5 protein-coding genes are annotated in these 15,523 nt (G+C 63.7%); 4 read left to right on the forward strand and 1 reads right to left on the reverse strand.

The features are described from left to right. Window positions 1-275 precede the first annotated feature (275 nt). The 3 genes from K4G67_RS00460 to K4G67_RS00470 all read left to right on the forward strand — a co-directional run bounded on the left by K4G67_RS00460 (window position 276) and on the right by K4G67_RS00470 (window position 9,705). Window positions 276-3,395, forward strand: a complete 3,120-nt coding sequence (locus tag K4G67_RS00460) for a TonB-dependent receptor (RefSeq protein ID WP_239804453.1) — start codon at window positions 276-278, stop codon at window positions 3,393-3,395. A gap of 120 nt (window positions 3,396-3,515) precedes the next feature. Beyond that, the gene (locus tag K4G67_RS00465; protein WP_239804454.1) at window positions 3,516-6,440 is read left to right on the forward strand and encodes a sulfotransferase; all 2,925 of its coding nucleotides are present in this window, start codon (window positions 3,516-3,518) and stop codon (window positions 6,438-6,440) included. Between the two features lie 262 nt (window positions 6,441-6,702). Continuing rightward, window positions 6,703-9,705 (forward strand): TonB-dependent receptor domain-containing protein, encoded by a 3,003-nt coding sequence (locus K4G67_RS00470; protein WP_239804455.1) that lies wholly within the window; start codon window positions 6,703-6,705, stop codon window positions 9,703-9,705. A 74-nt stretch (window positions 9,706-9,779) separates the two neighbouring features. On the opposite strand, the gene clpB is transcribed toward K4G67_RS00470, so the two are convergent. Beyond that, window positions 9,780-12,359: an ATP-dependent chaperone ClpB gene (gene clpB / locus K4G67_RS00475; protein WP_239804456.1), complete on the reverse strand. Its 2,580-nt coding sequence runs from the start codon at window positions 12,357-12,359 to the stop codon at window positions 9,780-9,782. 241 nt (window positions 12,360-12,600) lie between these two features. On the opposite strand from clpB, the gene K4G67_RS00480 reads away from it, so the two are divergent. Next, window positions 12,601-15,507: a M16 family metallopeptidase gene (locus tag K4G67_RS00480; protein ID WP_239804457.1), complete on the forward strand. Its 2,907-nt coding sequence runs from the start codon at window positions 12,601-12,603 to the stop codon at window positions 15,505-15,507. The last annotated feature ends 16 nt before the right edge of the window (window positions 15,508-15,523 follow it).

A 15,523-nucleotide genomic window follows, 5' to 3' on the forward strand; every position in this document is an offset into this window, starting at 1 on the left:
CGCCCAAAAAGCCGTTTGGGACGCTGCATGACAATTCCACTGCGCCGGTCGTTCCGCCTCGACGGTTGGCATTCGCTACGGTGGCACGGCGAAGGCGAAAAAAGCATACTGTTGCCGGATAACAACACGAAGCGTCTAATCGTTAAAATTGTGACTTAATTAAATTGCAAAAAAAAGACGGTGGGAGGAGCTTCTGAACACTCCTTTAACGGCGCGAGCCGAGGGGGCGGATTCCTTGGGGGCATCCGGTGTATGACATTAGAGGGACTGAACACATGAAAGCTTGGACTTTCCGCAAGCAGGCGCTCGCCACCGGTTCGGCGCTGCGCGCGATTGCGCTGATCGGCGCCGGGACAGCGTCGATGGGCGTGGCCACCGCGCCCGTTTTTGCACAGGATTTCACCCGCGGCTCGATCACGGGCACCGTCGTCGACGAGGCCGGCAATGCCGTTCAGGGCGCCAATGTCACGCTGACGTCGAACGAACAGGGGTTCAACAACACCGCGGTCACCGATGCCGACGGTTCGTTCCGGATCAACGGCCTGCCGACCGGTTCCTACTCGATCACCGTCACGTCGCAGGGGGCCGTCGTGGTGCGCGATACCGGCGTGCGCGTCATCGCGGGCCAGAACAGCGCCTATCGCTATATCGCGGGTGAAAGCACGCTGGGCGAGGAAGTCGCAGGCGGCGAAGGTATCGTCGTCGTCGGCCGCCGTATTCAGGTGAACGATTTCGCCGCGACGCAAACCGGCGTCACCCTCGATGTCGAGGATCTTGCGCAGACGGTTCCCGTGGGCCGCGATCAGACCTCTCTCATCCTGCTGGCGCCGGGCACGACGCCGGGCGACGAAGGTTTCGGCAATCTGGCCTCGATCAATGGCGCGACCGTTGCCGAAAACCAGTATTACATCAACGGCCTCAACGTCACCGACTTCCGTAACCTGCTCGGCAGCTCGATCGTTCCGTTCGAGTTCTACCGCACCACCGACGTCAAGACCGGCGGCTATCAGGCGGAATATGGCCGTGCGCTGGGCGGCGTGATTTCCTCGATCACGAAATCCGGCTCCAACGAATTCGCCGGCGGCGCCGTGGTCGTCTATGAACCGCAGGGCCTGCGCAGCCAGGCGCCCAACACCTTTGTCGATGCGGATTCCGATCCCGAGACCGAAGGCGACATCATCGGCAATCTGAACGAGCGTGACTATGATCAGTCGCTCGACGGGAACTTCTACCTGTCGGGTCCGATCATCAAGGATCGCCTGTTCTTCTACGGCCTTTACAACGCGCGCTATCGCGAAAATGCCGACACGTCATTCTCGGGCGCGCGCACGACGACGATCCGCGACGACAGCCCGTTCTTCGGCGGCAAGCTCGACTTCGTGATCGCCGACGGCCACCGTCTCGAAGGCACCTATTTCCGCGACAAGGTGACGCGCGACGTCATCTATACCGGCTTCGACACCGAAAACCTGGTCGATGGCGAGGTGCAGGGCGGCCTGAGGCAGGAATTCGGCGGCAACAATTTCATCGGCACCTACACGGGTCAATTTACCGATTGGCTGTCGATTTCCGGCTCCTATGGTCAGTACAACGACAATACGACCCAGGTTGCCAGCCCGAACAACGCCTATATTCTGAGCCGCATCGGCTCCACGCGGGTCGTTGGAGGCACGACCCAGAGTCGTTACGAGGATGAAAGCAAGCGCGAATTCTACCGCGCGGATGCCGACATCTATGTCGACTTCCTTGGTGAGCACCACATCCGCGGCGGTTTCGATCTTGAAAAGCTGTCGGCTGGCGAGAACACGACCTATAACGGTTCGGGCTATCGCTATGACGTGCGGTCAAACCTCGCGATCCGCTGGTACTACCTGAACGAGGGCGGGTTCAACACCGATCAGCGCGCCTTCTATCTTCAGGATTCGTGGTCGCTGCTCGACAATCGCGTCAATCTGCAGCTCGGCGTTCGCAACGACAGCTTCAAGAACTACGGCGTGACGGGTGAGAAGTTCTACGATTCGGGCGATCTGTGGGCACCGCGTCTGGGCGCATCGTTCGACGTGTTCGGTGACGGCGCGACCAAGCTGAACGTGTTCTATGGTCAGTATTACCTGCCGATCGCCACGAACACCAACATCCGTCTCGGCGGGGCCGAGACCTACTATCAGCAGGTCGATCTCTACGGCACCTCTGAGGATCTGAACGGCGATGGCATCCCCGATCAGTATACGCTCGACGAAAATGGCGATATCGTCGGTTTCGACGCGAACCTCGGCGGGGTCGTCTGTCCCGATGGCACGCCGAATGCGGGCGAAGTGTGTAACAACGTCTATAGCGATGGCACCGCCGGAGCGACCGACACGCTGGTGTCGCAGACCCTGAAGCCGAGCCGGACCGACGAATATATCATCGGCCTGGAACACCGGATCGGCGATTGGCGCGCGTCCATCAACTACACCCGTCGCCGGCTGGCCTCGACACTGGAAGACGCCGCCATCGATGCTGCGGTCAATTCCTATTGCGCCGACAACGGGATCGCGGGCTGCGAAGATGTCTTCACCGGCTACCATCAGTACGTCCTGCTCAATCCGGGTGAAGACGTGACCGTGCGTCTCGACGGCGACTGCTCCATCGAGGGGCAGTGCGATGTCGTGACGCTCGATGCGGCCTCGCTCGGCTATCCCGAAGCGGTGCGCGATTACGACGCGGTGCAGTTCGAACTGGAGAAGGCGTATAACGGTCTCTACGGTTTCCGGTTCAACTACACCTACATGGACCTTCGCGGGAACTTCGAAGGTGCGGTGAAGTCGGACAACAATCAGACCGACGCCGGCCTGACGCAGGATTTCGACCAGCCGGGCTTCCTCGAAGGTGCGACGGGTCCCCTTGCCAATGGCCGCAAGCACACCTTCAAGTTCTACGGCAATGTCAGCCCGACCGAATGGCTCGACCTTGGCGCGAACATGACCGTGTCCAGTCCGCGCAAGTTCAGCTGTATCGGCAACTACTTCGATTCTGCCAATTTCGCGGCGGGTTACGGTGCGGCATCCTACTATTGTACCCAGGATGGCGTCGGCGGCACGCCGATCGAAAATTCGGGTGGCACCACGTCCTATCTCGTCCCGCGCGGTACGGCGTTCGAATCCGAATGGAGCAAGAATGTCGACCTCAGCGTCACGTTCAAGCCGTTTGCCAGCAACCGGAATATTCAGTTCCAGACCGCGGTCTTCAACGTGTTCAACTGGAAGCAGGAGCAGGATTACAACGAATTCGGCGATTACGATCTCGACTATACGCCGAACAGCAATCCGAACTTTGGCCGCGTGACCGCCTATCAGGCGCCGCGTGCGGTCCGGTTCACCTTGTTCATGCGTTTCGGAGGCGACGCGCGATAAGCGTTGCCGTCAAGGCGCCGGACACCGGACAATGATAAAGGGGCGGCTTCGGCTGCCCCTTTTTATTGACCCTGCCTTGCGCACCGGCCCATCATCCCCGCCCGACATGGACCATGCCCGATGCCCTCCCCCGATGTAAGAACCGCCGCCGCCGCGTTTCAGGCCGCGAATCGCGCCGATGACCGCCCGGCGCTGCTCGGCGCGGCGCGCGTGCTGGTGGAACAGCGCGCACCGATCGGGCCCCAATGGAATTTCGCCGCGCAGGCGATCATGCGCTGCGGCGATCTCGCTCTTGCCCTGCGCGCACTCGACCTGTGGCAGGATCAGCAGGCTCCGCCCCATGCCGCCGCGTATGAGAAGGCGGTTCTCCTCGCGCAATCGGGCCGCGAGGACGACGCGCTCGCCATTGTCGGGCAGCTTCCCGAAACATATCCCTCGCTCGTTGCCAATGCGTATCTAAGCGGATCGCTCGCCGCCAATCTGGGACGTCGTGAGGAGGCAGAGCGGCAGTATCGCCGTGCCGTCGCCGCTTTGCCTGCATCCGGCCGGTCATGGGTCGGGCTGGCGCAGCTCGACCGGCTCACCCCTTCGGACCAGGCCGTCATCCGCGCAACGCTGGATGCCCCCGATGCCAGCGGGATCGAGACCGTCGACCGTGCGGGCCTGCACCATGCGCTCGCCATCGCCGCCGATCGGGAGCAGGACCACGCGCATGCCTTCGAACATTTCGAAGCGGCAACGCGCATTCAGGCCGAGCTATACCGCTACATGTCGCGGGAGGACGAAGGTTCCGCGCGGACCGCAAGAATGTGGCACGAAGCGGATATTGCCCGCCACGCGATTACCGGCCCCGCCCCGGAACGGCAGCCGATTTTCGTGACCGGTCTCGCGCGAAGCGGCACCACGCTGGTTCAACAATTGCTTGCCGCGCATTCGGGAGTAGATGGCGGCCGGGAGCTTGGCCTGACCATGCCGGTCGAGGCGATGACGGGCGGGTTCGCGCCTCGGCATTTCGACCGTTATCGCGCCGGCGGCGGCACGATGGAATCGTTGCGCGCCACCTATCTTCGCTTTGCGGGGCAGCGCATTCCCGGCGCCGGGCGCTTCGTCGACAAGACGCTGAACGCCAGCCGGGCGATCGGTCCGCTCGCGGCGATGTTTCCCGACGCGCCTTTCGTCTGGTTGCGCCGCGATCCGCTCTACAATGCGTGGTCCATCTATCGCGCGTGGTTTTCGAACAACGTGCTGTCCGGATGGTCGCTTGCCGATATTGCGCACCACATGATGGTGGAAGATCGCATGCACGCCCATTGGAGCGAGGTTCTGGGCGACCGGATGCTGACCGTGCCATATGCCGATCTTGTCGAACATCCTGAGGACTGGACCCGCCGGATCACAGGCTTCTGCGGACTGGAGTTCGAGGCTGAGCAGATGGACTTTCACCGCCGCGCCGGTGCAGTCAGCACGGCCAGCGCCCTGCAGGTGCGCGAACCCGTCAATCGCAAGGGTATCGGGTCGTCGGCGCCCTATCGCCGTTGGCTGGAACCCTTCATGCGCGTGTATCGCGCCGCACCCGTCGATGCGCCGGCGGACCCCGCGACGCTTGTGGCCGGTTTGAAGGACGCTCTCGCGCGGCAGGATATCCTAGACATCAACCACGCGGCCAAGGGCCTGATCGCGGCGAAGGCCCCGATGGGCAATTCCTGGCGCGCCATCGCGCAGGCCTTATTGCGCAATGGCGAGAAGACCGCCGCGCGCGAGGCGATGCGCCTGCTGGAGGACAATGGCGGCAATACGCGCGCCTTGCGGATCGAACGGGCCGCATTCGTCGCCCGTTCCGGATTGCCGGAGGAGGCGCGGCGGCTTCTATCCAAGGGGGCCGGCGATGCGCAGGACGCATCGGCCTCGCTGCAATTTCTCAAAGGATCGATCGCGACGAATCTGGGCGAGGCCGAGGAGGCCGCCGAACATTTCCGCCGCGCGGCACGGATGCAGCCTGCCTCGGGGCAATGCTGGCTCGGCCTCGCGATGACGGGCGCCGCCGACGATGCCGACCATCGGGCGATGGAGGATGCGTCCGCCGCGCTTGCCCAAGCCCCGCCCACCGAACGCTCGGCATGGTACTATGCGCTCGGTCACATGCGCCATCTTGGCGGTGCGCATGACGAGGCATTCGATGCTTTTGAAAAGGGTGCGGGTCTTATGGTGCCCCTGCGCCCGTTCGATGGTGAGGCCGATCGCGCCGATGCCCGTGCGGCGGTGGATGGCTGGGCCGAGGCAATCGGCAAGACACGCGGGGCGGATCGGCGCGCACCGGTGCGCGACCCCGTTTTCGTGACGGGAATGCCGCGCTCCGGCTCGACGCTGGTGGAGCAGATTCTTGCCGCCCATTCCGCGGTCGCCGGCGGGGGCGAGCTCGGGCTGCTGCGCCTGCTTGAACAACGGATCGGGGGCAAGTCGCATGGTGCTTTCGCCCGCTGGGAACGCGATGGCGGGCGGGCCGACGATCTCGTTGCGCATTACGATCATCTTCTGAACGAAAGCGTCACCGGGCAAGGGCGCGTCATCGACAAGACCCTGTCGACCTCACGCCATCTCGGCCTCGTCGCGGCATTGTTCCCCGGCGCGCCGGTCGTGTGGGTGCGGCGCGATCCGCTCGACAATGCGTGGTCGGCCTATCGCACATGGTTCGTCGAGGGGGTCGCGTGGAGCTGGAACCAGGACGATATCGCGGCCCATATGGCGTGCGAGGATGCGCTCTACGATCATTGGCAAGCCGTTCTGGGCGAAAGGATGCTCAGCATGCGATACGAGGCGCTGGTCGACGATCCCGGCACGCAGATCGGCCGCATTCTCGATCATTGCGGGCTTGCGCGAGAGGCAGCCTGCTTTGCCCCGCACGAAACCAGACGCAGCGTCATCACCGCCAGCGCGATGCAGGTGCGCGCGCCCATCAATCGCCGCGGCATCGGAGTCGCCGAACCCTATCGCGGCCGTCTCGCGCCGTTCGAGGCGCGGCGGATGCAGAATAAAGCTCCCTTGTGATTTTTTGCGAAACTTTTTCAGTTTTCGCATCGTCTCCTATACCGAGGCCACGCACCTGTTCCACAAATGCCACAGTTTTTGCCAAAAGGTTTCCGCAGATACCAATAAGGTTTTGCATAACCCATGCGAGTTTGAGAGTGGCGCGGCCCTGAAAGTTTTGCCCGTCCGGTGCGATCGAACCACAGCGGTTTCGATCGGCATCCCGCCGTCGCCACCGCGCGACAACGGATCGGCCGGGTGATCAGCAAAGGGAATGGATTCCATGAAAGCCTCTTTTCGTAACAAGCGCATGCTCGCCGCCAGCTCGGCCCTGCGTGCGGTTGCCCTGATCGGCGCCGGCAGCGCCGCTGCCCTGTCCGTCCCCGCCTTCGCGCAGGCAGGCGACACCGACGGCGCCGTGACCGAGGAACAGGTCAGCGCCCCGATCGTCGTGACCGGTTCGCGCATCCGCCGCGCCAACCGCGACACGATCGAGCCCGCTATCGTCGTCGATTCGCAGCAGATCGAGGAACGCGGCCAGACCAGCGTCGGCGAAGCACTCGAGGATCTCCCCTCCTTCGGTCCGCCGGCGAACAATCCCGTCGGCGGCCAGGGCGGCAGCTTCGGTTCGGGTCAGACCTTCATCAACTTCTTCGGCCTCGGATCGCAGCGTACGCTGACGCTGCTCAACAGCCGCCGCTATGTCAGCTCGAACACCGCGTCGATCTTCGGCCCGGTCGCGGCCGGCTCGCAGGTTGACCTCAACACCATTCCCACGCTGATGGTTGACCGGCTTGAGACGATCGCGGTCGGCGGCGCGCCGATCTACGGCGCCGATGCCATCGCCGGCACCGTGAACGTCATCCTCAAGGACCGCTTCGAAGGTGTTCGCCTTGACGCGCAGATGGGCATTGCCGAAGAGGGCGACGCCCGCGAATACCGCCTCGGCGCGCTCACGGGCACCAGCTTTGGCGGCGGGCGCGGCAACATTGTTGCGGCCTTCGAATATAACCGCACCAACGGCCTGACCTATCGCGATCGTGACCGGACCGCGCGCGGCCTGTTCTATGCGGGTCCGACCGATCCCGATTCGCCTTTCGATAACGTGTTGATCGAAGATCGTCGCATTCCTGCACTTAGCGAATTCGGCGCTCCGAGCTTTGCTGATTCCGCGCCCGGATTTGGCGGCGAAATCACCGACACTTCCGGCAACGTACTCGTCTTCAATGCTAATGGCGATCTCATTCCCCTTGATTTTGGTACGCCTTACCGCGGGATCAACTCTTCGGGCGGCAACGGCTTCAGCCTGGTGGACGTGTCGAACCTGCGTTCGCCGGTCGAACGTTACCTCGGTGCGATCCAGGGCAGCTATGAGCTGACCGACAACGTCACCGCGTTCTTCGAAGGGCAGTACGCCAATTCGAAGGGCACCGAACTGCGTGCGCAGCCGGTTTACAACACCGCCCTGTTCGATGCCGGCGGCGCGCCCGACGGCAATCTGATCATCCCGATCGACAATCCGTTCCTGTCGGACGAGGCGCGCGCCACCATCGCCGCACAGCTTCCCGAAGGTCAGGATTTCTTCTACCTCGGCCGCGCCAATACCGACCTCATTTCCGGTCGCGGTTCGTCTACGGTGGAAGTGTACCGCTTTGCCGGCGGCCTGCGCGGCGATTTCACGCTGGGCGAACGCGACCTGAACTGGGAAGTGTCCGGCCTGTACGGTCGTTCGAAGACCGACGGCCGCAGTCGCGAGCTGGTGCAGCAGAACTTCGAAAACGCGCTCGCCGGCTGCCCCGCCGGTGGCGCATCCGCGCCCGTGGACACGGTCAGCGCGACCTGCGTGCCGTTCAACCCGTTCGGCAACCAGAATTCGCAGGCCGTGGCGGATTACATCACGACCATCGCGAACCCCGTCGCCCTGAACGAACAGTACGACTTCATCGCCACGGTCGGCGGCGACCTGTTCAACATCTGGAGCGGTCCAGTCGCGTTCTCGCTCGGTTACGAGCACCGCGACGAATCCTCGGATTTCGATCCGGGCGAATTCTTCTTCGGTCAGGTGAACCCCGATGATCCGGACGGCCCTCGCACGCAGTTCGGCCGTTCGATCCCGATCGATGCCGTGTCCGGCTCGTACAACACGGACGAGGTGTTCGGCGAGGTGCTCGTGCCGCTCGTCACCCCGGCGATGGAAGTGCCGTTCGCCAATCTGATCGAGGTGAAGGGTGCGGCGCGTTACGTCGACAATTCGCTGACGGGCGGTGATCTCACCTGGACCGCAGGCGGCCGCTGGCAGCCGGTGCGCGACATCACGTTCCGCGGCAATTTCACCCGTTCGATCCGCTCGCCCGCGATTACCGAGCTGTTCAACCCGACCAGCGCGATCTTCACGACCGCAGACGATCCGTGCGATGCGCGCTTCATCAATGCGGGTCCGAACCCGACCCAGCGTGCGGCCAATTGCGCAGCGGCGGGGCTTCCGGCGAACTTCACCTCCAATATCGTCGATTTCACGACGCGCGGTTCGCTTTCGGGCAACACTGATCTGGAGAATGAAAAGGCGGACAGCTGGACGGTCGGCTTCGTGTTCACCCCGACCTTCGCCCGCGGGCTCACGCTCTCGGCGGACTGGGTGGACATCTCGCTCGAAGGCGCGATTCAGAGCGTCGATGCCGAGCAGACGCTCGAGGCATGCTATGATGCAACGAGCTTCCCGTCGGATGCTTGCGGCCGGATCGACCGCGACGCCGCCGGTCAGGTGGAATTCGTGCGCACGGGCTATCTCAACGTCGCAAGCTACGACTACAAGGGTCTGGTGAGCGAAGTGCGCTGGGTGCAGCCGACCCCGTTCCTCGGCGCGGACAGCCGGGTCACGGTGCGCGGTTCGTACCAGTATATCGATCAGCTCGAAACGCGGGTCGGTTCCGGCGATCTGGAAACGCTGCGTGGCGGTATCGGCTATTCGAAGCATCAGGGCACGCTGGGCCTGAGCTACGACAACGATGCGTTCGGCATCTTCGGTCAGGGCCGTTACATCGGCGAGGCTGTCGTCGATCCCGACGCCGCGCCCGAAACCTACGAATTCTACGAACGTGACGATGTCATCTTCGTGGATGCCGGCATAAGCTTCAAGGCTGGCGACGATCTGGTGCTGCGTCTGATCGGAGAGAACATCTTCGACACCAGCGCGCCGTTCCCCGCGCCCGCCGGCGGTGGTCTCGTGACCTATTTCGACGGGATCATGGGCCGCTATTTCAAGGTGGCTGCAACCTTCGGCTTCTGATCCTTCGAAAGCCTGCACATAAGGAAACGGGCCCGGCCAAAAGCCGGGCCCGTTTTCGTATGGCTCGCGTTTTATCAGGCGACGTGCATCTGCAATTCGCCGTCGCCCTCGTCGATATGGACGGTCGATCCATCGGCGATTTCCCCACGCAGCAGGCGATCGGCGAGCGGATCCTGCACATGGCGCTGCACCGCGCGTTTCAACGGGCGCGCGCCATAGACCGGATCGTAACCGACCCGCCCGAGCCAGCGTTTCGCCGCATCGGTGAGGTCGAGCGTGATCTTGCGATCCTTCAGCAATCTCTGAACCCGGCCCACCTGAATATCGACGATCGGTGCCATGTGCTCCTCGCCCAGGCGGTGGAACAGGATGATCTCGTCCAGCCGGTTCAGGAATTCGGGCCGGAAATGTCCGCGCACCACGTCCATGACCTGCGGCTCGACATCGGCCACGGTCTGGCCGTCCTCCATGTTGGCCAGATACTGGCTACCGAGGTTGGAGGTCAGGATGATCAGCGTATTGCTGAAATCAACCTGCCGCCCCTGCCCATCGGTCAGCCGCCCGTCGTCCAGCACCTGCAGCAGCACGTTGAATACATCCGCGTGCGCCTTTTCCACTTCGTCGAACAGCACGACCTGATACGGGCGGCGTCGTACCGCCTCGGTCAGCACCCCGCCCTCGTCATAGCCGACATAGCCCGGCGGCGCCCCGATCAGGCGGGACACGGCGTGCTTCTCCATGAATTCGCTCATGTCGATGCGCACCATCGCATTGTCGTCGTCGAACAAAAACCCGGCGAGCGCCTTGGTCAATTCGGTCTTGCCGACGCCGGTCGGGCCCAAGAACAGGAAGCTGCCCAATGGCCGGTTCGGATCCTGAAGCCCGGCACGGGCGCGCCGCACCGCCTTCGACACCGCCTCGACCGCCTGGCTCTGCCCGATGACCCGCTTGCCCAGCGCGCCTTCCATATCGAGCAGCTTTTCCCGCTCGCCTTCCATCATGCGGTCGACGGGCACACCGGTCCACCGGCTGACCACGGCGGCGATGTCGTCCTCTGTCACCACCTCGCGCAGCATGGCGTTTTGCGATTGCGCCTTTGCCTCCGCCAATTGCCGGTCGAGTTCGGGAATCCGTCCGTAGGACAGTTCCCCCGCCTTTGCGAGATCGCCCGCCCGCTGCGCCTGTTCGAGCTCGATACGCGCGGCGTCGAGCTGTTCCTTGATGCGGCCCTCGGCGGCGATCTTGTCGCGCTCGTTCTGCCAGCGGGTGGTCAGTTCGCTCGACTGCTGCTCCAGATTGGCAAGTTCCTCGCGCAGGGTTTTCAGCCGGTCCTGCGACGCGGCATCGGTTTCGCGCTGGAGCGCCTGCTCCTCGATCTTGAGCTGGATGATGCGGCGGTCGAGATTCTCGATCTCCTCGGGCTTGCTCTCGACCTCCATGCGGATGCGGCTCGCCGCCTCGTCCATCAGGTCGATCGCCTTGTCGGGCAGAAACCGGTCGGAAATATAGCGGTTCGACAAGGTTGCCGCCGCCACCAGTGCATTATCGGAAATAGTGACGCCGTGGTGCAGCTCGTATTTTTCCTTGAGCCCGCGCAGGATCGACACCGTATCCTCCACCGTCGGTTCGTCGACGAACACGGGTTGGAACCGGCGCTGGAGCGCGGCGTCCTTCTCGACATATTTCTGATATTCGTCGAGCGTCGTCGCGCCGATGCAATGCAGCTCACCGCGGGCGAGCGCGGGTTTCAAGAGATTGCCCGCATCCATCGCCCCTTCCGACTTGCCCGCCCCGATCAGCGTGTGCATCTCGTCGATGAAGAGGATGATATGGCCCTGCGCGCCCTTCACCTCGTCCAGCACGGCCTTCAACCGCTCCTCGAACTCGCCGCGATATTTCGCGCCCGCAATCAGGCTGCCCATGTCGAGCGACATCAGCGTGCGGTCCTTCAGGCTGTCGGGCACGTCGCCATTCGCGATGCGCAGGGCCAGCCCTTCGGCAATGGCGGTCTTGCCCGTGCCGGGTTCGCCGATCAGGACGGGGTTGTTCTTCGTCCGGCGGGCGAGGATCTGCACCGTGCGGCGGATTTCCTCGTCGCGGCCGATCACGGGGTCGAGCTTGCCATCGCGCGCCGCCTCGGTCAGGTCGCGGGCATATTTCTTCAACGCGTCGTAACTTTCCTCCGCGCTCGCGCTGTCGGCGGTGCGGCCGCCGGTCGCCTCCTGTATCGCGGCTTCGAGCGCCTGTGCATCGACATTCGCGGATTTCAGCGCCTGCCCCGCCGCATTCGATTGCGACAGCGCGAGCGCCTGCAACACGCGCTGCACCGGGACGAAGCTGTCGCCGGCCTTCTGCGCGAGCTGCTCCGCCTGATCGAGGACGCGAACCGCATCATTGTCGAGCCCCGGCGTCGCCTGCGCCCCGCTTCCCGACACGGCGGCGATCTTGGCCAGCGCCGCATCGGCCTGCGCCTCGGCCTGCTTTGCATTGCCGCCAGCGCGCTGAATCAATTGCGCGGCCATGCCCTCGTTATCCTCGAGCAGAGCCTTGAGGATATGCGCGGGCGAAATCCGCTGATGATTGTTACGAATGGCAACGGTTTGCGCCGCCTGCAGAAAGCCTTTGGCGCGATCGGTAAATTTTTCCAGATTCATCACAAAATCCTTGTCGTTACGGACAGGAGATAGTGTTGCAATTATACAACACAAGAGTCTTGCCGGGGCCAGTAGCAGATTCTATCGCGAACCACCGATTTCAAGGGTGCGTGCATACCGCGAGCGGACCGATCTGCTCGGGCGGCATGGCGTTCTAAGGCTGGCGTTTCCGGTTGAAACTGATACCGAATGGATGCGCGCGCGCCGCCTGGCGCCACGATTGATTGAGGGGGATTTTTCCATGCGTATCATCACCGCCTGCCTTGCCGCCGTATCCTCGCTCGCGCTGTCGGCCTGCGCCGCGCAGAATGCCCGCGTGCCCATGGCGGGCAACGCCCCGCCCGCAGAGGTGGCCCGCGCGATGGCGGAACCGGCCGCGCTCGACGCGCTGATCGCCGAGGTCGACATTCCCTATGACCGGTTCACGCTCGACAACGGGTTGACCGTGCTGGTGCATGAGGATCGCAAGGCGCCCTTGGTTGCCGTTTCGATCTGGTATGGCGTGGGATCGAAGCATGAACCCGAGGGCAAGACCGGCTTTGCCCATCTGTTCGAGCACCTGATGTTCAACGGGTCGGAAAATGCGCCCGGTGATTTCTTTCAACCGTTGCAGGATGCCGGCGCGACCGACTTCAACGGCACGACCTGGTTCGACCGCACCAACTATTTCGAAACCGTGCCGACCGGCGCGCTCGACCGTGCGCTGATGCTCGAAAGCGACCGGATGGGATATCTGCTCGGCGCGGTGACGCAGGAAAAGCTCGATAACCAGATCGGCGTGGTTCAGAACGAAAAACGCCAGGGTGACAATCAGCCCTATGGCATGGTCGAATATCTGGAACTGGAAACGCTGTATCCCGAAGGGCACCCCTATGCCCATTCGACGATCGGTTCGATGGAGGATCTCTCCTCCGCGACGCTCGACGATGTAAAGGACTGGTTCCGCGATCATTACGGGCCGAACAATGCGGTGCTGGTGCTGTCGGGCGATATCGACACCGCGACGGCGCGGGCGAAGGTGTCGAAATGGTTCGGCGCCATCCCCGCCGGCCCGGCCATCGCGCCGGTCGCCGCCCCGGTGCCGACGCTGCCCGCCGATGTCGAACGCACGCTCAAGGATCAGGTCGCGACGACGCGCGTGTATCGCATCTGGGCGACGCCGGGGCTCGACAATCCCGATTACCTGCCGCTCGACGCCGCCGCAGCCGTGCTCGGCGGGCTGGCGAGTTCGCGGCTCGACAACACGCTCGTCCGGGATGAGGAGATCGCCGTCCGCGTCGTCGCCAGCAACAGCGCCTTTGCCCAGGGCGGGCAGTTCACCGTCTATGCCGATGTGAAGGACGGCGTCGATCCGCAAGTGGTCGCCGACGCGCTCGACCGGGAAATCGCCCGCATGATCGCGCAGGGGCCGACCGAAGACGAATTGCTGCGGGCCAAGACCACCTATGCCGCGTCGCAGATTCGCGGCCTCGACAATCTCGGCGGGTTTGCGGGCAAGGCACCGACGCTCGCACAAAGCCTCCTCTATCAAGGCTCGCCCGACGCCTATAAACAAGAGTTGCAGCGCGCCGCCGACCTGACCCCGGCGCAGGTTCGCACCGCGGCGCAGACATGGCTGTCCCGCCCCGTCTTCCGCCTTACGGTGGAGCCGGGTGAGCGCAGCGAGGACGGCGCGACGCCCGGAAGCTACCGTACCGGAACCGACGGCGCGCTTCGCGGACCGGCCTTTTTCATGCAGCCGGGCAGCGATCCTGCCGCCGCCATGACCCGGTCGGAGGCGGACCGCACGCAATTGCCGGAGATCGCGCAGCTTGCCGCGCTCGATTTCCCGGAGATTCAGCGCGCCACATTGTCGAACGGGATCGAGGTCTATTTCGCGCATCGTGACGCGATCCCGACCGTGTCGATCCGGCTCGCCTTCGATGCGGGCTATGCCGCCGATCCGCGCGATGCGCTGGGCACGCAATCGCTGATGCTGTCGTTGATGGACGAAGGCACGCGCACGCTCGACGCAGAGCAGCTGGCCATTGCGAAGGAACGGCTCGGCGCCTCGATCGGTTCGGGCGCGAGCCTCGATGAAACCTATTTTCAGCTTGATGCCCTTGCGCCCAATCTCCTGCCCTCGCTCGAACTGTTGTCGGATTATGTGCGCAACCCCGCCTTTGCCGAGGACGATCTCAACCGGGTGCGTGCGCAGCAATTGAACCGGCTCGACAATGAGCTGACCTCGCCCGGCTCCATTGCGCAACGGGCCCTGTTCCCCCTGCTTTACGGGCCGAACCACCCCTATGGCATCCCGCCGTCCGGGCTCGGGGATCGCACCGCGGTGGAGGCGGTTTCGCGCGCGCAAATCGCGGGTTTCCACGACACATGGCTGCGCCCCGACCTTGCTAAGATCTTCGTGGTGGGCGACAGCTCGCTGCGCGAGATCACCCGGCTGCTGGAGGCAAGCTTCGGCGATTGGCAGGCCCCGGCGACGCCTGCGCCGACGAAGGATTTCAACGTCGATGTCCCGGCGCAGCAATCGCGTATCGTTTTGATCGACCGGCCCAATTCGCCGCAATCGATCGTGCTGGGCGCGCGCGTGCTGGACCAGAAGGGCACCGACGATCTCGTGCCGCTGGGCAGCGCCAATTACGTGTTCGGCGGCAATTTCCTCTCACGCATCAACATGAACCTGCGCGAGACGAAGGGATGGTCCTATGGCGTGCGGAGCATCGTGTCCCGGCCCGTCGATCGCTCCTCTTTCATGATCTACGCCCCGGTGCAGGCGGACCGGACGGGCGATTCCATCGCGGAATTGCGCCGCGACCTCTCCGCCTTCACGGCCGACAAGGGCGTGAGTGCGTCCGAGCTCAGCGCCCTGGTCAACTCCAACATTCGCGAATTGCCCGGATCGTTCGAGACGCAGGGCGACGTGCTGGGCGGCATCACGAGCATCGTGCGCAACGGGTGGAGCGACGATTATTACGAAACCCTGGCCGACCGTTATCGCGGTCTGACCGCGGCGCAACTCGATGCCGAGGCCCGCTCCGCCTTTCGCGGCGACGATCTCGTCTTCGTGGTGGTGGGCGATGCGGATGTCGTGGAGCCGCAGCTGGAATCGCTCGGTCTTCCGGTGGAGGTCCGCACGCCGGCGGGCGAGTGAGCCGGGGGACAGGCAC

Origin of the sequence: Croceicoccus hydrothermalis (genome assembly GCF_022378335.1) — a bacterium.
Classification (GTDB): domain Bacteria; phylum Pseudomonadota; class Alphaproteobacteria; order Sphingomonadales; family Sphingomonadaceae; genus Croceicoccus; species Croceicoccus hydrothermalis.